Below are 18,634 nucleotides of genomic sequence, written 5' to 3'. Positions count from 1 at the left end.
GACAGGTCATGAAACCGGCTTCCAACGGTTTGTTCGGCAGCCAACCGGCTTCTTTCTGTCATGCGTTGGTGCGAAGACTACGCACCTTGCCGAGAATATCGTCCGATAGCGCTGACACCAGTGCCTGGTCCGCTCCTTTGCGCGGCACCAGCACGAACTCTACATCCTCAAGCACGGGCAGCCTGCCTTTGCCGATTTCCTTCAACCCGGACGGCGCCATGCTTCGCGGCTGTACCAGCACCCCCATGCCCGCCCGCGCCGCCGCAGTCAGGCCGCTCAGGCTGCCGCAGGTGCAGACGATGCGCCAAGCGGTTTGGGTGCGGCCCAGCGCCTCGAGCGCAATGCTGCGCGTCACGCTCGGCGGCGGGAAGGCGATCAATGGCAGCGGCCCGGCGCCCAAGACGTGCTCCGGATCGCGCGCCAACCAGACGAGCGGCTCGCGGTAGACCAGACGCCCGCGGGCGTCGCCCAGCCGGCGCTTCGCCAACACCAGGTCGATCTCGCCATTGTCCTGCATCTCGTAGAGCGTACCGGAGAGCGCCACCGTCAACTCCAGGTCGACTGAGGGGTGCGAACGCACGAAATCCTCGAGCACAGCCGGAAGCTGGCTGGTCACGAAATCTTCCGACACACCGAGCCGAAGATTGCCGCGCAGCTTCTGCCCTCTGAATTGTGAGTGGACCTGTGCCTCGATCGCCAGCATCGCCCGGGCATGGCTAAGCAGCGCCTCGCCGTCGGTGGTCAACAGGACCTTATGGGTGTCACGCGCCAGCAGACGCCGGCCCACGGCGCTTTCGAGCCGCTGGATATGCTGGCTGACCGTCGACTGTCCGAGGCCAAGCCGCTCCGCGGCAAGCGTGAAGCTTCCCATGTGTTCGACGGCAACAAAACTGCGCAGTTGCGTAAGATCCAGCATGTTAATCCAGAAACACGATAACTGTTATTCGTTGCATCCTGTATCATAATGGAAGAAAGGCAGATGATCCACTGCTCACAAAGAGTATTCGTCATGCGCCGCTTTCTGCCCGATAGCTTCACAACCCTATTGGTTTGCACGGTCGTCCTTGCCTCGCTGTTACCGGCGAGAGGGGCGTTCGCCGGCTACTTCGGGATCGCGACGAACCTGGCCATCGCCCTCCTCTTCTTCCTGCACGGCGCCCGCCTCTCCCGGGATGTGGTGATCGCCGGTCTCCTGCACTGGCGCCTCCACCTCGTCATCCTGCTGACGACGTTCGGCCTCTTCCCGATCCTTGGCCTCGGTCTCGGTTTCGTGCCGGACTGGATCCTGCCAAAACCGCTCTATCTCGGGCTCCTGTATTTGAGCGTCCTGCCCTCGACGGTACAATCCTCGATCGCCTTCACCTCGATGGCGGGCGGCAACGTGCCGGCGGCGATCTGCTCGGCCTCGGCATCGAACATCTTTGGCATGTTCCTGACGCCGCTGCTGGTCGGCCTGCTGTTTTCCGTCGGCGGCCATGGCGGCTTCTCCTGGGATGCGCTGCAGCAGATCCTCTTGCAGCTACTGCTGCCCTTCGTCGTCGGCCAGGTGCTGGAGCCTTGGATTGGCGGCTGGATCCGCGCAAAGAAGAAGCTGTTGATGCCTGTCGACCGGGGCTCGATCCTGATGGTCGTCTATCTCGCCTTCAGCACCGCCGTCGTCGAGGGATTGTGGCACACCTTCTCGATCGGCGACATCGCCGCGGTCATCGTCGCCGACACCGCCCTGCTCGCCTTCGTGCTCTGCTTCACCATGTACGGTAGCCGCCTACTCGGCTTCAACAAGGCCGACGAGATCACCATCACCTTCTGCGGCTCGAAAAAGAGCCTCGCCAGCGGCGCGCCGATGGCGAGCGTGATCTTCGCCGGTCAATCGATCGGCGCGATCGTGCTGCCGCTGATGCTGTTCCACCAGATACAGCTGATGGTCTGCGCCGTGATCGCCCAGAAATATGCGGCAAAGGCCGCGCACCGGATCACCGAAGAAGAAGCCGAAGAAGCAGCAAGCCCCGCCTGACTTTGGCCAATAAAAAAGCGGCGCTCGGACGAGCGCCGCCTGCACGATTGGTCTTGGGAGGACCGATTAGTTGGCGACCTGCGCCTCGATGGCCTTCGGCGCGCTCACCGGCTCAGCCGCAATCGCGATCTTGCGCGGCTTCATGGCTTCCGGAATGCTGCGAAGCAGGTCGATGTGGAGCAGACCGTTCTTCAGCGAAGCGGCAGTGACCTCGACGTGGTCGGCAAGCTGGAAGCGGCGCTCGAAGGCGCGCTTGGCAATGCCGCGATAGAGGAACTCGCTACCCTCAGCCTTTTCTTCGCTCTTCTCGCCCTTGACGGTCAGAGCGTGGGCCTGCGACTCGATGGAGATTTCGGTCTCATCGAAACCGGCAACGGCCATGGTGATGCGGTAGGTGTTTTCGCCGGTACGCTCGATGTTGTAGGGCGGATAGGTCTGGCCCTGGTCAGGCTGACCGAGACTGTCGAGCATGGTGAAGAGTCGGTCGAAACCGACGGTCGAACGATAAAGGGGAGAGAAGTCTACGTGACGCATGATGTCCTCCTGAGGAAGCGACGTGTTGCGATAATTGCCCCTGAAACCCCTTGTTCGGCAGCTCCGGGACGGTTCGGCGGGCCCGTTTGGCGCCTGCAGAAATGAGATGGGGATGCCTTTTGTGGAGTTCAAGGCCCTTTGTTCGAGACGCGAACTTACCTTGCGTGAACCGCGTATGAACATGCAGTTCGGAAGCCGTTCATGACGAGAAGAATACGAATAATGCCATCGGGTGACACTGGCCCGATGGCTGGAGTGTATCGTCCCTTCGTCTTCAGCCCGATCTCCGGCCGGCATCGCGGAACCTTCAAGTTTCGCATGCCGGTCTTTTTTTTGTGGTCTAACTCGAAGACGAGGAAGCTTGCAGCCCTTCAGATCGACAGTTCTTTGGCTCGCGTATTAATCGCCTCGCAGGCGTCCCCGAATGGATCGCGCATCGGCACTAGAGGCGAAGCGCCAAGCAGAAGAAGCGCCTTCAGATGCTTCCAACCACCTTCCTCGCCCAGCACCGTCGCGTAGGATGTCATCACGGTGCGTTCCTCGGCATAGAGGCGCTTGTACTCCGCAAAATTGGAGAAGTTCTCGTGATTACTCTCCGACGGATGGAAAGTCTCGGCCACGGCGCCTTCTGCGAGAATGACTTCGTGGGTACTAAGCAGGACGGCATAGTACTCAATCGACGTGTCATCGGCCGGAACGACCGGCGCGATTGTCGTGCCGTTGACGAGATCCCTCACGCGGATCAGCACACCATTCAGAAACAGCGCGTGGCCTGGCGACAGGTAGAGATCGGAATGTGGTGTGCGGCTATCCAGCGCGTGGCGGGAAACGCGGATCGGCACGACGCCTTCATGCCAGCGCGCACCGCTCTTCTTGAAGACCTGGCGGCCGACCCATTTGACCGGACGGGCGCTCCCGTCCGGAAGGGCAACGTTATCGCCGACGCGCAAATTCTCGACAGGCTTTTCGCCGCAATCGGTGAGGATCGCCGTTCCACGCAGGAAGCACTGTGCTCCGCCGCCGCCACCACCACCACCGCCGGAACCTCCGTGTCCACCGGAACCGTTCCCGCCTCCACCGGAGTGACCCCGCCCCCAGCGCCGCCCCATTGCGTTCGCGGGAGACTTGGAAGCTGCCGTCGCCAAAGCCGCAACACCGGCGAGCCGCGCACCGGCGGCAGCGGCAACACCTAGAAAATGTCTGCGCGCGGTATTGCGTGGCAGCTTCGGATCTTCCGTGGATGACATGCTGGCGTCCTTTGAAAAGAGTAATACCGACCTACGTTACAATAAGTTGTATTGGATTGAACTTCTCAGAATAGCGCTAAGCCCTACCGAAAAGGGAGTAGGCAAGGCATACGGGCTGCGAGAGAAGTTGCGGCCAAATTGACTTATTCAACCTGGAATAGGTTTGGTACGCAGGTTTTTTTCTTTGATTTGACAGGACAATCGCCTATCCGCTTTACTCGATAAGCAAATCCGCGAAGGACACGATCGATCGACCATGGAGCAGGTCCTTTTTTCGACCCCCGAAAACCCGGCACCCGAAAACCGCACCGAAGGCTACTTCGAAACCCATGACGGCCTTCGGCTGCGCTATGCGGTCTTCCGCAGCGATGCGCCGGTGGCAAAAGGCACCGTCGTCCTTCTCCACGGCCGCAACGAATTTATCGAGAAGTATTTCGAGACCATCCGCGACCTGACGGCCCAGGGTCTTTGGGTCGCAACCTTCGACCTGCGCGGTCAGGGCGGCTCCGACCGGGTGCTGAAGAACCGTCCCTACGGCCATGTCCGCCGCTTCGTCGATTACGAGCATGACCTCGACACCTTCCTCGAGAAGATCGTGCTGCCGGATACTCGTCTGCCGTTCTTCATCCTGGCGCATTCCACCGGAGCGCTGATCGCGCTATCCGCCGCGCCCTACCTCTCGACGCGCATCGAACGGATGGTGCTGACCGCACCTTTCATCGGCCTCTCGGGCCAAGCAGCATCGGAAGGTACCATCCGCGCCCTTTCCGGGTTTGCCTGTTCGCTCGGGCTCGGCAACTTTCCGCTTGCACGCAAGCTCAAGGAACTGCCGTTCCGCGACAATCCGCTGACCTCCGACGAGGCGCGGTTCGAACGCAACGTCGCCGTTGCCACGGCGCATCCGGAACTGACGCTGGGACCGCCGACGGCACGCTGGCTACACGACTCCTTCCGCACGATCGACCGCGTCACGTCTCCGAGCCATCTGTTCTCGATCACCATTCCGACGGTGGTCATCGCGCCGACGCGCGACACCATCGTCCCCTACATCGCGCAGGAGCGCATCTCGCGCTATTTTCGCGCTGCGCAGTTCGTGCCGATCAACGGCGCGCGGCATGAGGTGCTGCAGGAGCGCGATGTCTACCGCCAGGCCGCCCTTGCGGCTTTCCACGCTTTCATTCCCGGCAGCGATGCGGAAGCCGTCGAGGAAGTCGAGGGATTTGGCACTTAAATGTGAGCTTGGGCTTGCCTGCTACTTATTGAGGATCGCCATTGCCTGCTCGTAGACGGCGCGGCTGCCGGCAGCGATAATCGAGCCGCCATTTTCCGGGCGCCCGCCGTCCCAGGTCGTGATGATCCCGCCGGCGTTTTCGATGACCGGAATGATGCCGCCGACATCGTAAGGCTTCAGGCTGTTTTCAATCACCAGATCGACGTGACCCGCGGCAAGCAGCGCATAGGCATAGCAATCCGTACCGTACCGGAAGAGCCTCACCTGGCTCTCGATCTCCCGATATTTCTCCATCTCTGCGCCTGCGAAGAGATGCGGCGAGGTGGTGAAAAGGATGGCGTTCCCCAAAGTGCCGCAATCGCGAACCTGCAGCCGGCGCTCGCCCTCTGGACCGCTGTAGATGGAACCATTCGCATCAGCGAAGTAGCGCTCGCCGGTAAACGGCTGCTCGATCATGCCCATGACCGCACGACCGTTTCTCTGCAGTCCGATCAGCGTCCCCCAGACAGGCACGCCTGATATGAAGGCGCGCGTGCCATCGATCGGATCGATAACCCAGACATACTCACGGTCGAGACCGACATTGCCGTGCTCCTCGCCGAGAATGCCGTGATCGGGAAAGTGCTCCTCGATCAGCGCGCGAATGGCGACTTCCGCCGCCCTGTCGCCCTCGGTGACCGGATCGAAGCCGCTCGACAGCTTGTTGGTGACGTCGAGGCCAGAACGGAAACGCGGCAGCGTTTCGGCCTTGGCGACTTCGGCGAGACGATTGAAGAACGAACGGTCAGGCAACATGGCGAAATCCATCTGTGGCGCGCGAATGGCGCTTTTCATAGCGGAATTGCAGCCAGTTGCAAACGAGAGCGGCAGCCTTTAGCCGGCTGCACAATAATTTTGCACCGCAAAATTTTGATTGACAATTGTGCACCGCAATAGTAGCGTTTGCTCACAGTCTTCTGACTGTAAATGCCCTCCTTGGGTGTTTCCTCCCTAGACTTGGACCGCCGCGAGGCGGTCTTTTTTTGGCAATCTGGGAGGCTTACTCGGCAGCGAGCGCGGAGTCGGTCGCGAACTGCGCCACGTAGACCGCCATCTGCCGCATGAAGGCAGTGATCGCGCCCGCAACCAGGGCAAAATCGGCATGCTTCTCCAGCGTGATTTCGTCGACATAGATCGACCGGTTCACTTCGATCTGCAGCGCATGCAGCCCACGCGACGGGCGACCGTAATGTTCGGTGATGAAGCCGCCGGCATAAGGCTTGTTGCGGATCGCGGTGAAGCCCATTTCTTCGAATATCGCGACAGCGGCACGCGACAGGTCCGCCGAGGCGCTGGTGCCGTAGCGATCGCCGATGATGAAGTCCGGCCGCGCATTGCTGCCGGCAACACGGACATTGCCCGGCATCGAGTGGCAATCGATCAGCACACCGAAGCCGAACTGAACATGCGTGCGGGCGATCAGCCGCCGCAGCGCCGCATGGTAAGGCTTGTAGACGGCCTCAATGCGGTCCAGCCCCTCCTGCACCGACAGCCGGCGAGTATAGATTTCCATGTTCTCGGCAACGATGCGCGGAATAGTGCCGAGCCCACCCGCAACCCGCAACGAATTGATGTTCGCATAGGGCGGCAGGAGCCCGTCGAACATGCGCGGATCGAGCTCGTAGGGCTCGCGGTTCACGTCGAGATAGGCGCGCGGAAAATTGGCAAGCAGAAGCGGCGCACCGAGGGCGCTTGCATCCGCGAACAACTCGTCGACGTAATGATCCTCGGAGCGGCGTATGGAAACGCCTTCGAGCCGCGACTGAGCGATGAATTCCGGAGGATAGATGCGGCCGCTATGCGGCGAGTTGTAGACGAATGGAATGGTGTGCGACAAGGGCTCCCGGACCTCGAAAAGTGCGTATTCGGGGATTTCGTGCACCCTTTTTCCCTCTTTACCATGCCTGCAGATCGCTTCTCCGCTTATGTTGCCAGTTGCCGCACGGCAAGTCCATACTATCTCATGGGGATGACGGCCCAGACAGCCTCTTCACTGGTTGTTTACTGGCCGAATTCTAGTGTAATTGGCTGGAGCCCCACGCATAAATTACGGATTAGCGGTCTGGATAATGACTCAGAAGATACTTCTTGCAGAAGACGACAACGACATGCGCCGCTTCCTTGTGAAGGCGCTTGAAAAGGCAGGCTACAAGGTCCTCTCATACGACAACGGCGCCAGCGCCTATGACAGGCTTCGCGAAGAACCCTTCTCGCTGCTCCTGACCGATATCGTCATGCCTGAGATGGACGGAATCGAACTGGCGCGCCGCGCGACCGAACTCGATCCGGACCTGAAGGTGATGTTCATCACCGGATTCGCGGCCGTGGCATTGAACCCTGATTCGAAGGCACCGAAGGATGCGAAGGTCCTTTCCAAGCCTTTCCACCTCCGCGACCTCGTCGAGGAAGTGAACAAAATGCTTGCCGCCTAAGGCTTCCGGCAGCGCGCGTCACAAAACCGAAAAAAGTCTATTGACGACAAAAACGGTTTGTGGTCTATGCGCCGCCATCGGATGGGCGTGTAGCTCAGCGGGAGAGCACTACGTTGACATCGTAGGGGTCACAGGTTCAATCCCTGTCACGCCCACCATTCGAATTCAAAGGCTTAGCGAGAAATCGCTAGGCCTTTTTAGTAAGCAGCTAGCAAGCAAAGCACTGGGAAGAGGCGTGAACTGATCAGCCTCACCTTGGAGCGCGATCTAAGCATCCCATGCTTTATCCCAAGGGTATCTTCCCCACGATCTTGCTTAACAACTCCCCATTCCGCGAAGAATCCGTAGCGGCGCCGTCGACGACGTTTGCCTCGTCAACCAATCACAGCTTCGATGAGTTGGCTTGCGCGGTGTACGTCAAACGGCGGAACGGGGTCGTTATATCCCCGACCCGTCGAGTTCCTGGTCGTCGTCGCCTTCCCATGGCGTAGGCGTGGAGGCTCGGCTCACCGATGGCATCGGCATCCAGCACTTCAACTCCGGCTCGGCATATTCAACGACGCGACCAGGGGAGGAATCGGAGGCACGCCAGCCGTCAGCACCGAACTGATCGCCATTCGACCAGTAGACGAGGTCAACTTCCGCCGGCCCCTGTTCGGATGGGCGGACCGTGACGAGGATCCGACTGCCGTCTTTCGGCGCGCTTGCCATGTGGCGCCACCGGTCTGGCTCGTCCATCGTTTTCCCTCCCGCCTTGCCGTTGTCGAAGTGTCTCCTCGCCGTCGAAAGCGGTCAACCCAAACTTTGCACAACCCAACGACTTTCGTTTGCTTGCCCGATCCAGCCTTCGTCGTCGCCATGTACCCTACTCTTGCTGCTCTCGCCGGGGCCAAGCTCGACCATACGCAACCACTCGACGGCATGGACCTATGGCCGACGACCAGCGAGGGCCGGTGCAGTGCGTGACGGCGATTGGAAACTGGTGTGGAAGGCATCGTTGCCTCCAAGCGTCGAGTTGTTTGATCTCTCCAAGGATAAATCCGAGATCACCAATCTTGCAAATAGCAATGCGGGCAAGGTTCGAGACCTGTAGGGTCGGGTAACGGCACTTGCTGCTGAAATGAAACCGTCCCTTCTCGTTACGGAGCGGTGCGCCTGGCGTTCTTTGTTCCACCCGTCAATCTCGGTGACTGATTGACCGAAGTCCATCCGATGGAATGCGGTAAACCGTTGGAGATGCTTGGCAAGCCTATTGGGTCAGATAGGGCGGTGGCTTGTTGGCGTAGTATTTGGCTGCCTGCTCGATCTCTTCCGCGCTCATAGCACGAGCGACGTTGCGCATCTGCTTGCTGATGTCGTTCTGCCTGGATCCAGACACGAACGCCTCAAGCTGCGTTTTGAGATACAGATCGGACTGCCCCTCCAGCCATGGGCTGCCAAGTTTGTTCTCGATATTGCCGTGGCATGATCCGCACGGAGCAATGCCACGCAGCGGAGCGCCGCTTTCAACGATTCTCGGCACCTCCATGCTTTCCGGTGGATGGAACCCTGGTAGTCTCGGCAGGTAGGCGTAGTAGGCGGCCAGATCCTGCATGTCCTGTTCCGACAATTTCAGGGCGAAAGGAGTCATTACGGCGTTGACGCGCACGCCATCCTTGAAGTCGCGGAGTTGTTTATAGACTACGCTTGCGTACTGCCCGGCGAGATTGGGCGAGTCGGCGCGGCTGACACCCGTCGGCCCATGACAGATGGCACATTGTTGCGCCAGGGTTGCGCCTCGACCGATCGCCTCCTCGTCGCGCTTGTGAGACACCGCGGTCGCAAGTTTTACCAATGATGTCTTATAGTCTGCGGTTACAACCTCGCCCGGATCCTGTTGCCGCGGCAGGCCTGCAGCGCGGCAAATCGAGTCCCAAATACCTGCGACCTGGGCCCCGGCCTCCCATCGGGGCAGCAACACAAAGCCAAGGACTGCGGACACAAGGAAGATTGCGGCCGTTATGGCAACACTGGTGGTTGTCCAGCGGTCCCGCGACGTCGTGACCTTGCGGCTATCTCCCATCAGCGTTCTCCAACGTAGACTGCCGGAACCGATGTATCGTTGCGAACGGCGAGTTGAAGGATCGGATAGCCGTAATTCGTAACGGTCAGTCCGACCATTAATGCAATCCAGATCCCATGGCTGTTCAGGGCGGCAAGCACCCTGACCGGCGGATGGACAGCGACGGCGAAGCGGTATTCCTCAACCTTGCCAGGTGCCCCCAGCTGCGACCTCACCAGGACGGCGATGAACAGGATACCCGACGCCACGAGGATGAAGCCACCGAATGCCGACAGCACAACAGAAATGGCGTCGATCGCTAGCGCCGGGTCGGAGTAGTCGAAGTACGACATTCTGCGGGGCATGCCGAGGATTCCGACCCAGTGCCAAGGGAAGGTCGTGACGATCATTCCGATGAACCAAAGCCAAAGCTGCAGGCGAACAAGGTGCAGGCTCGCGAGAGGCCGGCCCGTGAGGTGGGGCCAGAAATCATAAGCGATCGCAAAATACATGATCACGATCGCGCCGCCGAAAATGAGGTGAAAATGCCCGGTGATCCACTGCGTATTGTGTATCGAGGTGTTGAGCTGGTAGCTCATGTTGATGAGACCACCTGCTCCGCCGAACCCGAGCATGATGAACGAAAAGGCCATCGCGAGCATGATAGGGTTTCGCCACGGCAGCGCCTTGATCCAGCCGAACGCCCCCTTCCCTCCTCGCAGCCTTGCGGCGATCTCGATGGATGCGCAAATCGTAAAGACCGTGAGAAGCGTCGGAAGCGCGACAAGCGCCGTGAACGCCGAATGGATGAACTTGAAGCCGGCGCCGACCTGTGGATCCTCGAACGCGTGATGGATGCCGATCGGCATCGCCACGATGAGAAAGAGAATGAAGGAGACCCTCGCCATCGTATCGCTGTAGATGCGTCCGCCAATGGAGCGCGGCACGATCGTGTAGTACGCGATGTAGGTGGGCATCAGCCAGAAATAGACGATCGCATGCAGCGTCCACGAGAAGAAGACACGTGCGAGCCCTGCGTCTATCGTGGATCTGAGGCCGAGCGCGACAGGAATGATCTGCAGCAGAAGTTCGAGCGCCGCGCCGACGGCGGTCCAGGCCCAGAGATACGACCCCGCGACATTTGCAAACATGGCCAACGGCACCGGCTTTGCTGGATTTGCCCGCTTCCAAATACTGAGGTTGATGGACATCAGCGCAACCCAGAACCAGGAACCCACCACGACCATCACCACGCCGATATAATAAAACGGGTTGCCGATGAGTGGCGGATAGAAGGTATAGAGGACCGAAGCCTGACCGAGTGCCACCGGGATCATCGCGACGACAGCACCGACGGCGATCAGCCAAAAACCTGCCCAAGCCCACCGCCCTCCGACGAGCTGCTGCTGGAGCGCGGCTTCACTGATCGCGTATCCGAAGCCCATGGCGACGAGCGTCGGAAAGACATAACCCATGACAGTGCCATGCGCAGTCAACGACCGGTAGTACCATTCCGGATTGCTGATCCACGGGGAAAGCGGGCTGCGGATATACATCTGCCATGCGCCGAGCAACAGCGCGAGCGCGAACACCGCGAATGCCAGCCAGAAATGTGCAAGGATCAATTTCCGGTTATGGAGCACAGGAAAGCCTCCTCTTGTCCCCCATCTGCGAAAGGAACTGCTCTTTCGTGACAACCTGGACCTTGCCCCACATACCCTCATGGCCAACGCTGCAGAATTCCTGGCAAGGCATCAGATGCTCGCCGGGCGCGTCAAACGTCGCCCTCTGCACCGACACGTAGCCCGGCACCAGCATCGTGTTGATGTTGGTGCCTTGGACAAGGAAGCCATGGACGACATCGGCGCTTGTCGCGCGGAAGGTAATCGGCGTTTCTGCGGGAACGAGAATGCAGGGCGGCGAGAAAGAATACTGCTGCCCGATCGCTCGCACCGTCACCGTGCCATCGCCCTCGACGGCGCTCCCGAGGTTGGATTCGATAAATTCTCCGGCCAGGTGGATACTGGTGGGATCAATTGTCTCAACGGTTGCCTGCGGCATCGTCGCCTGATGGATGCCCGCAAATGCGGCCATCCCGGCCAAAAAGACGACGATGAGGACCGACACCGATGCCCATTTACGTTCAACCCGTTCGGCGACGCCGGCGGAGGGATTGTGACCGTTGGTCATCAGCCGCTCCTCGGTATGAAAACAAGCAGATAGAAGAGCACCCAGATCAGCACCACGATAGCGGTCGCGATACCCGCAAGTGCAATGGCACCGCTCGGTCCCTCCGACACGATGCGCTCGACCGTGGCATCATCTGGACCAGCGTTTGGTTCTTCCGAATTGATCATCGCGTCCTCACTGAAGTGGAGCCGATCGAAGCTTGTTTGCCTCTGCCGCATTGACGGGCGTGCCCCGGTTGCCCCAAGCGGTCCGGATGTAGGAAACGACCGCGGCGACTTCGTCGTCCGAAAGGCTCACGGCAAAAGGCGGCATTCCATGCGGCATCGGATTCTTGTAGGTCGCGGGTGGATACCCACCGTTCAACACCATCCGCACAGCGTTTACGGAGGATTCCATCTGGATCGACTGGTTTCCGGCGAGCGGCGGATAATGCGGCGGCCTGCCCTCGCCTTCCGCGCCGTGGCAGCTGGCGCACTGCTTGTCGTAGACGGTCTTCCCCAGGCTTCGAAGCAGGCTTGCTTCCTGCGATCCGACGGAGGCGCGCGGTGGTTTCGGTTCGTCTTGCGCTATGCTCTTCAGATAAACGGCCATCGCGCGCGTATCTTCGTCGGTCATGTATTGAAGGCTGTTGTAGACCACCTCGGCCATAGGGCCGTAAACCGCACCACGTGCCGAAACGCCCTTCTGCAGTAGGTCGGAGATTTCCTCGATGGACCAATCGCCCAAACCCGCCTCCTTGTTGGAAGTCAGAGAGGGGGCGTACCAGTCCTGCATGGGTATCAGTCCACCCTGAAAGGCTTTGGATTCCGAGCTACCGCCCAAGGCGTTGATCGGTGTGTGACACATTCCGCAGTGTCCTAGCCCTTCGACCAGATAGGCTCCACGGTTCCATTCATCCGACTGCTTCGGGTCCGGCTGGAACTCCCCTTCCGTGAAGAACAGCGTTCTCCAGCCGAGGATCAGCGATCGGTTGTTGTAAGGGAACTGCAACTCGTGTGGATGGTCCGGCTGGCGCACAGCGGGGACGGTCTTCAAATAGGCAAAGATGGCGTCGCTGTCTTCGCGCGTCACTTTCGTGTAGGACCCGAACGGCATCGCCGGGTAGAGCAGTCCTCCATCCGGGAAGCGGCCGTAGTGCATGGTCTTGTAGAAGTCGTCTGCCGTCCATTTGCCGATTCCGGTTTCCGGATCCGGAGTAATGTTGGAGGTGTAGAGCGTACCGAACGGGGTTGGCATGGCGCGGCCGCCGGCAAACAGCTTGCCCTCCGGTGCGGTATGACAGGCGACGCAATCCCCTGCCCGCGCGAGATACTCACCTTTCTTGACGATAGCCTCAGGGGGTTGCTGGGTTTCCGAGTTCTGTGCGCCGGCGGGAACTAGCATTCCAACAACAAGCGCTGAAATCGTGGTGAGGAACAGTTGCCAGCATCGATTTTGCCCGCTCATGGCTTGTGTCCCCCATCTGGCTGGCTGCCACAAGCAAAGGGCAAGGCGAACGAACCGGCAGGTGCTGGCACCGGGTCCGTCGGAAGAGGCTGCCCCGCGAGATAGGCGGCAACCGCTCTGACATCGTCCTCGGTAAGCCTGCCGGCCACGAGCTGCATACAGTCGGGCGCGTTCGCGGTTCTGGTGCCGTAGCGCCAGCCACCCAACTGGGCACTGATATAGCTCGCGCGCAGGCCGAGAAGACCGGGAATTCCCGGAGACTGACCTGTTAGCGGCCCGCCGTGACAGCTGACGCAGGCTGGAATGGCCCTATCCAGATCCCCTTGGGTGACCAGCGCTTGCCCATGTTCGAGGACACTTTTGCTCGCGTCGGTGGCAGGGGGCCCGGGCAGCGCGGGGTGTTGATCGGCGAAGTAGTCGGCGATTTGTCGGAGATAGTCGTCAGTCAGAAAGGCCAACAGGTAGTTCATCGGCGGGTATTTCCGCCTGCCGCTCTTGAACGCTTCCAACTGGTTGTAGAGGTATCCGGCGGGCTTCCCGGCCAAACGTGGAAAGTACGGGTCGTTCGTCCCCCTGCCTTCCTGCCCATGGCACGGGGTGCAGGCCTGCACCCGATCCGCCATATCGGCAGGATAGCTCTTGCCTTCCTGGGCAAGTCCTACGTCAAGACCCAGGAAGCTGAGACAGCACGTTAAAAGAAGCGCCTTCACGAACACCGCATACCCTCCGTAGCAGCATCACATGAAATTTTCAGGCTTGAGCCGTAACAATATTCCCTTCCGCTAAAGCTGCAAGAGCCAATCGCCGGCGCAAAACACGCCCCAACGCGGGCGTACTGGCCTGCTCCGTCGGCGCGCTAAGGGTTGTTGTAGAACGATCCGCTGTCGTAGGTGCAGGCGTAATCTAGGACGCACTGCTTGCCCGCCGCATCCCGGAAGCTGGTAGTGGTGCGCGCATAGCCCAAACCGCATTTCGCGGGTGGATAACGGAAGCTGCTGCCGCCGAAACCGGACCGGACGAACACCTTCTTGTTCTGGCGGATGATCTGCGAGATCTGGTTACAGGTGTAAGAGCGCGCATCGACGTTCAGCGCCGCGGCCGAAAAGGCTGTCGACGGCATCCAGAACGCGGTGGTTAGTATCGCAGCATTGATGACAGTACGGGATGCGGCGCCCATTTCACCCCTCCGAGAATGAGCATGGCGGGATAACTATACTCGTTTTTGGCGAGCCGATAAATTGGCTAACGGAATCCCCGAAGCCGCGACATGGTTCGAGGCTCGCCGGCGATGCGGAGCAATCGCAGAAAGCAGAGCGCCCGCCAATGCGCGGGCGCTTCGTTCGATTTCATACGCAATGCGAGCCGCACTACATGCAGGCGGATGCGGCCTTCATGGCCGCCTCGGCAAGCGCCTTCGTCTTGTACGCACTTCCGACCGCCATCGCGTTCTTGCCGTCAGGACGTTTCGACACGACGCTGCATTTGTTGCTGTTTGCAGCGTGCTCGACATAGTAGTGGCTACTTGCGGCCAGCGCCGGAGCGACGCCAAAGGCAAGGATGGCAACACTCAGAGCAATCTTCCTGATCATCGCATTCCTCCATCTTAGCTAGACCGGCAGTCTTGCTGCCGGTCCAACCGGTAGCTATCGCGCATGCTGGCTTTGACCAAGCGTCATTTCACCGCATGCCCAGGCTACCGAGATCGAGAGTCGTGCCTGTCGACCAATTTCGAACACAGAAGAGTGGCAAGTCGCTGCCGATACAACAGCCCTGCTGAGACATGCATTACGAGGTAAACACATGAGACTGGCAACTTTGGCCGCTGCTTCGCTGCTCGCCGCAACACTGACCACGACGGCGGGCGCGGCGCCGCAGAATTTCCCCGGCGCCCCCGGCGCGCTGACGCTTGCCGGCAAGTGCGCCAAGCTCGTCGTCGGCAAGGTCGATGCGACGAAGGGCTGCGAAGGCGAACTCGCAAGTGTTACGCTGGTAAACGGCCAGGTCACCTTCATCTTCACTTCAGGCGGCAAGATGCTCGGCTTCCAGGGCGATGGTACTGCCATCAAGCCAGCCTCCAACGGCAACGCCCGCATGCCGCTCAACCTCGTGGTGACGGGCGTCGGCCAGAAGATGACAGGTCAGGTAAAGGTCGCCGGAACCTGCACGATGGGCAACCCGTACGGCGGCAAGCCGGTCGCGATCGAATGCACCGCCGAAAGCAAGGACACCGCCTTTACCGGCAACTTCCGCACCAACGGCAAGGCGCCGAAGCAGAAATAGGCTGCCTATCGCGATTTGCTGGCTGCGCTCAGGCGCACCAGCCGTTGCTCGCACCGGGTTTGCGGGCCAGCCCCTCATTGATCATCTGCACACCGATCGATCGGCCGTCGCGCGAAACGACATGGGGCGCGCCTGCTTTGCCTGGCTGTCCAGCGGGATTCATCGAGAAGGATCCGGAGTTCAGAATGTTGAGGAGGCGCAGCTTGGCGGCGAAGCCCAGCCGCTTCTCGTTGTCGCAACGGGCTGTCTCGATGCCGGGGCTGACGACGTCGGCGATCGCGACCTTCTCGCCCTTGTACCAGAACGTGCTTCCATCGGCGACGCAGTTGATGTGCTCGCCCTGCCCGCAATAGCCGAAGGCCGCGCGGCCGGTCTGTGCCTGCGCCGGCGAGATGGAGACCGGGATCGCCTTTTCAGGCACGACAGGTGCCTTCGCGGGAATGGGAACGGCAGCCGGCGGCACCATACGCGCCGCCGTGGTGATCGAAGCCGTCTGCCGTGGGCTGGGATCGCTCGCAGGCTCGCTTCGCGCGTTCGAGACCGGTCGGGAGACAATCGAGGCTGGCGCATGCGCGGCCAGCATCGGCTTCACGCTCTTCCAATTGTCATAGGTCGCAATGCCGCCCACGGCGATCGCCCCGATGACGGCCCAGGGGAGCGCGCTGCCGCCTCCTCCCCTTCCCTTTGATCGTGCCGGTGATTTGCGGCGGCGTGTCGCAGTCTTTGCCATCTATCCGATTCCCGTGAGCGCACGGGATTATCGCCGGGCAATCCTTTCCGAAAGGTTGGCAGCCGCTTCATTTCCAGCACTGATGTGATGATACTGATGCTCCAGGGCGCTGCGACGACACGGCCGCACGGTCGCCACGGCTCTTTAAAGCCGCGCCACGGCAGATGCCGTGTCCGGCTTCAAGCGTGTTGCCGGTTCCCAACGCGAACCCAGCGAATTCGTGATCTCGATTCTTTCCAGATCGATCTGAATATCTGCGGCTGCGCGAAGCGCCTGCCATTCGATTTCATGCTTCATGTAAATGTCGTGCGGCACCAAAGTCGTTTTCATCTTTTCTCACCGGTTGTCGCGAGTGGAAGCGTCGAAGTTAAGAACACCGAGACCTCAGCGGATGGGCTTGGCGATCGTGGAATCGCCATCCGTGGCGGGCTTTGGCCCGCCCTTCGAAAGGTCGCCGCCGGTGACGTGGGCGGGAACGTGGACGTCATCGAAAACGCCGTGTGGCAATGTCAGGTCGACGTGATGCGGCGGCAAGACCTGCGCCTTCTGCATGCGGTTCGGGCGCGCCCGCTTCATTCGGTCGGATTTTTCCGTGCGCTTGTCGGGGGTATGGGTCGAGGGATGCATCATCGGCCTCCTTGTTATTGCGCGTGACACTGGGGAACCAAGGACTAACGACCGCGCCGTCGGATGGTTCCAAAGAAAAGAACAAAGCCCATGGTGTCGACCTTGACTGGCGTGGCAAGATCACTACCTTCGCCTTATCCCGCGGCCTCGGACATCGGCCGATGGGTCAACCTGGTGCCGGGCCCCTCTGGCGAGAGTTTTTACGGCGCTCTCGTGATGTCGGTACCGCCTGCAGCTTAAGCCGGCGGATTTTTCATCGATGAAAAAGCTCACCATGCCTCACGCGCATGCCCTTTGTGGTATGCCGCGTTTTTCACGCAAGCATTCTTTGTTGGACATCGTTCTTGGCTGCGAGGTGCAGCCATGACCAACGGTTCACCGCAAAAATCGGCGCTCAGCTATTTCACCTGGGCCTTCATTGTCACCGGCCTCGGCCTTATCCTCGGGGCGGCCCTTGGCTGGCAGACGACCGGCACCATCGGCGGCATGGCGACCGTCTTCTTCATCTGCACGGTGCTCGCCGTGTTGGAGATTTCACTCTCCTTCGACAATGCCATCGTCAATGCCAACAAGCTCAAGGAGATGACGCCGGTCTGGCAGCATCGCTTCCTCACCTGGGGCATCGTCATTGCCGTCTTCGGCATGCGTATCGTCTTCCCTTTGGCGATCGTCGCGATCGCAGCACAGATCGGCCCATGGGAAGCCCTGGTGCTCGCGGCGCGGGAGCCGGCGGAATACGCCCGCATCATGAACGACGCGCACCTGCCGATCGCAGCCTTCGGTGGCACCTTCCTGATGATGGTTGGCCTCAACTACTTCTTCAACCATGAGAAGGATGTCCACTGGATCGCTGGACTTGAAAAGCTGATGGCCCGCTCGGCCACGATCAAGGGTATCGAGATTGCCTTCGTTCTGGCGCTGGTCCTGGTATTCTCGTCGTTCCTTGGTGAGGAGGAAGCCACGACCTTCGTACATTGCGCCATCTATGGACTTCTGACCTTCCTGGCGGTCGAGGTGATCGGCGGCCTGCTCGATGCCTCGCAACAGACGATGAGCGCTGCCGCCAAGGGTGGTCTCGGTGCCTTCATCTATCTCGAAGTGCTGGATGCCAGCTTCTCCTTCGACGGCGTCATCGGCGCCTTCGCGTTGACCCAGAACCTCTTCGTCATCGCGATCGGCCTCGGCATCGGCGCCATGTACGTGCGTTCGATGACGATCATGCTCGTCGAAAAGGGAACACTTGCCGAATATCGCTATCTCGAGCACGGCGCGTTCTATGCGATCCTGATCCTCTCGGTGATCATGTACGTGCAGACGATGTTTCATATCCCCGAGGTCATCACCGGCCTTGGTGGCGCGGCCCTGATCGGCATCTCGCTCTGGTCGTCGATCCGCTACAACAAGAAGGAGCAGGCGGAAGAACGCGCCGCGGCGCACAAGGAACTGCACGCCTAATCCTTGCAAGCCGCGTCGATCGATGCGGCTTCATTACCAAAAAAATAAAGCCCGCGACCATTCGGTTGCGGGCTGCTTCGTATCTGGCGATGGCAGATTGCCAAACCCCGCCGAAGCGGGCGGCTCAGTTAGTGGTTGATTCTGCCGAACATGCTGGGATCGATGCCGAGCTCGCGCAGATCGCGTGCTTTCGGACGGCGGCCAGCTTCGACCGAGGCGCTTACAGCATTTGCAGCACCGATCATCGCAAAGGCGCGGCCAAGGAAACCATCGCGAATGGACTTACGGAAGGACATTTTCTTTCTCGCTTTTCTTTATGATTGACTGCTCACATATGGCGAGGCACCGGCTGGCCGACAAGCAACGGA

At 60.1% G+C, this 18,634-nt stretch carries 23 protein-coding genes and 1 tRNA gene; 6 read left to right on the top strand and 18 right to left on the bottom strand.

Annotated elements, in window-relative coordinates; all coding sequences use genetic code 11:
• Nucleotides 1–58: 58 nt before the first annotated feature.
• Nucleotides 59–916, bottom strand: a complete 858-nt coding sequence (locus RGCCGE502_RS25545) for a LysR substrate-binding domain-containing protein (protein WP_016557100.1) — start codon at nt 914–916, stop codon at nt 59–61.
• 93 nt (nt 917–1,009) lie between these two features.
• On the opposite strand from RGCCGE502_RS25545, the gene RGCCGE502_RS25540 reads away from it, so the two are divergent.
• On the top strand, nt 1,010–2,014 hold the full coding sequence (locus tag RGCCGE502_RS25540; protein WP_016557099.1) for a bile acid:sodium symporter family protein: 1,005 nt from the start codon (nt 1,010–1,012) through the stop codon (nt 2,012–2,014).
• A gap of 66 nt (nt 2,015–2,080) precedes the next feature.
• Here the strand turns inward: RGCCGE502_RS25540 and RGCCGE502_RS25535 are convergent, their stop codons facing one another.
• Nucleotides 2,081–2,548 carry an Hsp20 family protein gene (locus RGCCGE502_RS25535; protein ID WP_016557098.1) on the bottom strand — a complete coding sequence of 156 codons (468 nt, stop codon included), beginning with the start codon at nt 2,546–2,548 and terminating at the stop codon, nt 2,081–2,083.
• A 371-nt stretch (nt 2,549–2,919) separates the two neighbouring features.
• Nucleotides 2,920–3,795, bottom strand: a complete 876-nt coding sequence (locus RGCCGE502_RS25530) for a Hint domain-containing protein (RefSeq protein WP_016557097.1) — start codon at nt 3,793–3,795, stop codon at nt 2,920–2,922.
• 256 nt (nt 3,796–4,051) lie between these two features.
• Between RGCCGE502_RS25530 and RGCCGE502_RS25525 the strand changes: the two genes are divergently transcribed.
• On the top strand, nt 4,052–5,026 hold the full coding sequence (locus tag RGCCGE502_RS25525) for an alpha/beta fold hydrolase (RefSeq protein ID WP_016557096.1): 975 nt from the start codon (nt 4,052–4,054) through the stop codon (nt 5,024–5,026).
• A 21-nt stretch (nt 5,027–5,047) separates the two neighbouring features.
• Here the strand turns inward: RGCCGE502_RS25525 and hisN are convergent, their stop codons facing one another.
• Nucleotides 5,048–5,821, bottom strand: a complete 774-nt coding sequence (gene hisN / locus RGCCGE502_RS25520; protein WP_016557095.1) for a histidinol-phosphatase — start codon at nt 5,819–5,821, stop codon at nt 5,048–5,050.
• Nucleotides 5,822–6,065: 244 nt separating this feature from the next.
• Nucleotides 6,066–6,947: an N-formylglutamate amidohydrolase gene (locus RGCCGE502_RS25515; protein WP_016557094.1), complete on the bottom strand. Its 882-nt coding sequence runs from the start codon at nt 6,945–6,947 to the stop codon at nt 6,066–6,068.
• 187 nt (nt 6,948–7,134) lie between these two features.
• On the opposite strand from RGCCGE502_RS25515, the gene cpdR1 reads away from it, so the two are divergent.
• Together cpdR1 and RGCCGE502_RS25505 are read left to right on the top strand one after the other, a co-directional pair.
• Nucleotides 7,135–7,497, top strand: coding sequence for a response regulator CpdR1 (cpdR1, locus tag RGCCGE502_RS25510; protein ID WP_007527565.1), 363 nt, complete (start codon nt 7,135–7,137; stop codon nt 7,495–7,497).
• 83 nt (nt 7,498–7,580) lie between these two features.
• A tRNA-Val gene (locus RGCCGE502_RS25505) sits at nt 7,581–7,655 on the top strand.
• A 280-nt stretch (nt 7,656–7,935) separates the two neighbouring features.
• Here RGCCGE502_RS25505 and RGCCGE502_RS25500 read toward each other — a convergent pair.
• From RGCCGE502_RS25500 to RGCCGE502_RS25460, 9 genes are all read right to left on the bottom strand, one after another.
• Nucleotides 7,936–8,235, bottom strand: coding sequence for a hypothetical protein (locus tag RGCCGE502_RS25500; RefSeq protein WP_016557093.1), 300 nt, complete (start codon nt 8,233–8,235; stop codon nt 7,936–7,938).
• Nucleotides 8,236–8,746: 511 nt separating this feature from the next.
• Nucleotides 8,747–9,559, bottom strand: a complete 813-nt coding sequence (locus RGCCGE502_RS25495) for a c-type cytochrome (RefSeq protein WP_016557092.1) — start codon at nt 9,557–9,559, stop codon at nt 8,747–8,749.
• Complete coding sequence (locus tag RGCCGE502_RS25490; RefSeq protein WP_016557091.1) at nt 9,559–11,181, bottom strand: b(o/a)3-type cytochrome-c oxidase subunit 1; 1,623 nt, start codon at nt 11,179–11,181, stop codon at nt 9,559–9,561. The genes RGCCGE502_RS25495 and RGCCGE502_RS25490 overlap by 1 nt, the downstream gene beginning before the upstream one ends.
• Nucleotides 11,171–11,728 (bottom strand): cupredoxin domain-containing protein, encoded by a 558-nt coding sequence (locus tag RGCCGE502_RS25485; protein ID WP_016557090.1) that lies wholly within the window; start codon nt 11,726–11,728, stop codon nt 11,171–11,173. The genes RGCCGE502_RS25490 and RGCCGE502_RS25485 overlap by 11 nt, the downstream gene beginning before the upstream one ends.
• Complete coding sequence (locus tag RGCCGE502_RS37530) at nt 11,728–11,895, bottom strand: hypothetical protein (RefSeq protein WP_016557089.1); 168 nt, start codon at nt 11,893–11,895, stop codon at nt 11,728–11,730. The genes RGCCGE502_RS25485 and RGCCGE502_RS37530 overlap by 1 nt, the downstream gene beginning before the upstream one ends.
• A gap of 7 nt (nt 11,896–11,902) precedes the next feature.
• Nucleotides 11,903–13,111, bottom strand: a complete 1,209-nt coding sequence (locus RGCCGE502_RS25475; RefSeq protein ID WP_141652417.1) for a c-type cytochrome — start codon at nt 13,109–13,111, stop codon at nt 11,903–11,905.
• A gap of 59 nt (nt 13,112–13,170) precedes the next feature.
• Nucleotides 13,171–13,848, bottom strand: a complete 678-nt coding sequence (locus RGCCGE502_RS25470) for a c-type cytochrome (protein WP_051158728.1) — start codon at nt 13,846–13,848, stop codon at nt 13,171–13,173.
• 182 nt (nt 13,849–14,030) lie between these two features.
• The gene (locus RGCCGE502_RS25465; protein ID WP_016557086.1) at nt 14,031–14,351 is read right to left on the bottom strand and encodes a hypothetical protein; all 321 of its coding nucleotides are present in this window, start codon (nt 14,349–14,351) and stop codon (nt 14,031–14,033) included.
• 190 nt (nt 14,352–14,541) lie between these two features.
• Nucleotides 14,542–14,763: a hypothetical protein gene (locus RGCCGE502_RS25460; protein WP_016557085.1), complete on the bottom strand. Its 222-nt coding sequence runs from the start codon at nt 14,761–14,763 to the stop codon at nt 14,542–14,544.
• Nucleotides 14,764–14,974: 211 nt separating this feature from the next.
• On the opposite strand from RGCCGE502_RS25460, the gene RGCCGE502_RS25455 reads away from it, so the two are divergent.
• Nucleotides 14,975–15,454 (top strand): hypothetical protein, encoded by a 480-nt coding sequence (locus RGCCGE502_RS25455; RefSeq protein WP_016557084.1) that lies wholly within the window; start codon nt 14,975–14,977, stop codon nt 15,452–15,454.
• Nucleotides 15,455–15,482: 28 nt separating this feature from the next.
• On the opposite strand, the gene RGCCGE502_RS25450 is transcribed toward RGCCGE502_RS25455, so the two are convergent.
• The 3 genes from RGCCGE502_RS25450 to RGCCGE502_RS25440 form a co-directional block, all read right to left on the bottom strand.
• Entirely contained in the window at nt 15,483–16,184 is a 702-nt protein-coding gene (locus RGCCGE502_RS25450; protein ID WP_016557083.1) for a hypothetical protein, read from the bottom strand.
• Between the two features lie 144 nt (nt 16,185–16,328).
• The gene (locus RGCCGE502_RS25445) at nt 16,329–16,514 is read right to left on the bottom strand and encodes a hypothetical protein (RefSeq protein ID WP_016557082.1); all 186 of its coding nucleotides are present in this window, start codon (nt 16,512–16,514) and stop codon (nt 16,329–16,331) included.
• Between the two features lie 54 nt (nt 16,515–16,568).
• Nucleotides 16,569–16,814, bottom strand: a complete 246-nt coding sequence (locus RGCCGE502_RS25440) for a hypothetical protein (RefSeq protein ID WP_016557081.1) — start codon at nt 16,812–16,814, stop codon at nt 16,569–16,571.
• 360 nt (nt 16,815–17,174) lie between these two features.
• Here RGCCGE502_RS25440 and RGCCGE502_RS25435 point away from each other — a divergent pair, with 360 nt between their 5' ends.
• Complete coding sequence (locus tag RGCCGE502_RS25435; protein ID WP_016557080.1) at nt 17,175–18,266, top strand: DUF475 domain-containing protein; 1,092 nt, start codon at nt 17,175–17,177, stop codon at nt 18,264–18,266.
• Between the two features lie 128 nt (nt 18,267–18,394).
• On the opposite strand, the gene RGCCGE502_RS37525 is transcribed toward RGCCGE502_RS25435, so the two are convergent.
• The gene (locus RGCCGE502_RS37525; protein ID WP_016557079.1) at nt 18,395–18,562 is read right to left on the bottom strand and encodes a hypothetical protein; all 168 of its coding nucleotides are present in this window, start codon (nt 18,560–18,562) and stop codon (nt 18,395–18,397) included.
• Nucleotides 18,563–18,634: the final 72 nt, after the last annotated feature.

The organism is Rhizobium grahamii CCGE 502, from assembly GCF_000298315.2.
Classification (GTDB): Bacteria; Pseudomonadota; Alphaproteobacteria; order Rhizobiales; family Rhizobiaceae; genus Rhizobium; species Rhizobium grahamii.
The sequence above is the reverse complement of the archived record's forward strand: the minus strand, read 5'-3'. Positions and strand labels throughout refer to the sequence as shown.

Excerpts from the sequence above, each read along its gene's own strand:
- RGCCGE502_RS25495 (WP_016557092.1), bottom strand. The coding sequence starts at position 9,559 with ATGGGAGATAGCCGCAAGGTCACGACGTCGCGGGACCGCTGGACAACC.
- RGCCGE502_RS25500 (WP_016557093.1), bottom strand. The coding sequence starts at position 8,235 with ATGGACGAGCCAGACCGGTGGCGCCACATGGCAAGCGCGCCGAAAGAC.
- RGCCGE502_RS25540 (WP_016557099.1), top strand. The coding sequence starts at position 1,010 with ATGCGCCGCTTTCTGCCCGATAGCTTCACAACCCTATTGGTTTGCACG.
- RGCCGE502_RS25455 (WP_016557084.1), top strand. The coding sequence starts at position 14,975 with ATGAGACTGGCAACTTTGGCCGCTGCTTCGCTGCTCGCCGCAACACTG.
- RGCCGE502_RS25465 (WP_016557086.1), bottom strand. The coding sequence starts at position 14,351 with ATGGGCGCCGCATCCCGTACTGTCATCAATGCTGCGATACTAACCACC.
- RGCCGE502_RS25545 (WP_016557100.1), bottom strand. The coding sequence starts at position 916 with ATGCTGGATCTTACGCAACTGCGCAGTTTTGTTGCCGTCGAACACATG.
- RGCCGE502_RS25440 (WP_016557081.1), bottom strand. The coding sequence starts at position 16,814 with ATGATGCATCCCTCGACCCATACCCCCGACAAGCGCACGGAAAAATCC.
- RGCCGE502_RS25535 (WP_016557098.1), bottom strand. The coding sequence starts at position 2,548 with ATGCGTCACGTAGACTTCTCTCCCCTTTATCGTTCGACCGTCGGTTTC.
- RGCCGE502_RS25445 (WP_016557082.1), bottom strand. The coding sequence starts at position 16,514 with ATGAAAACGACTTTGGTGCCGCACGACATTTACATGAAGCATGAAATC.
- RGCCGE502_RS25530 (WP_016557097.1), bottom strand. The coding sequence starts at position 3,795 with ATGTCATCCACGGAAGATCCGAAGCTGCCACGCAATACCGCGCGCAGA.
- RGCCGE502_RS25475 (WP_141652417.1), bottom strand. The coding sequence starts at position 13,111 with ATGCTAGTTCCCGCCGGCGCACAGAACTCGGAAACCCAGCAACCCCCT.
- RGCCGE502_RS25485 (WP_016557090.1), bottom strand. The coding sequence starts at position 11,728 with ATGACCAACGGTCACAATCCCTCCGCCGGCGTCGCCGAACGGGTTGAA.
- RGCCGE502_RS37530 (WP_016557089.1), bottom strand. The coding sequence starts at position 11,895 with ATGATCAATTCGGAAGAACCAAACGCTGGTCCAGATGATGCCACGGTC.
- RGCCGE502_RS25525 (WP_016557096.1), top strand. The coding sequence starts at position 4,052 with ATGGAGCAGGTCCTTTTTTCGACCCCCGAAAACCCGGCACCCGAAAAC.
- RGCCGE502_RS25460 (WP_016557085.1), bottom strand. The coding sequence starts at position 14,763 with ATGATCAGGAAGATTGCTCTGAGTGTTGCCATCCTTGCCTTTGGCGTC.
- RGCCGE502_RS37525 (WP_016557079.1), bottom strand. The coding sequence starts at position 18,562 with ATGTCCTTCCGTAAGTCCATTCGCGATGGTTTCCTTGGCCGCGCCTTT.
- RGCCGE502_RS25450 (WP_016557083.1), bottom strand. The coding sequence starts at position 16,184 with ATGGCAAAGACTGCGACACGCCGCCGCAAATCACCGGCACGATCAAAG.
- RGCCGE502_RS25435 (WP_016557080.1), top strand. The coding sequence starts at position 17,175 with ATGACCAACGGTTCACCGCAAAAATCGGCGCTCAGCTATTTCACCTGG.
- hisN (WP_016557095.1), bottom strand. The coding sequence starts at position 5,821 with ATGTTGCCTGACCGTTCGTTCTTCAATCGTCTCGCCGAAGTCGCCAAG.
- cpdR1 (WP_007527565.1), top strand. The coding sequence starts at position 7,135 with ATGACTCAGAAGATACTTCTTGCAGAAGACGACAACGACATGCGCCGC.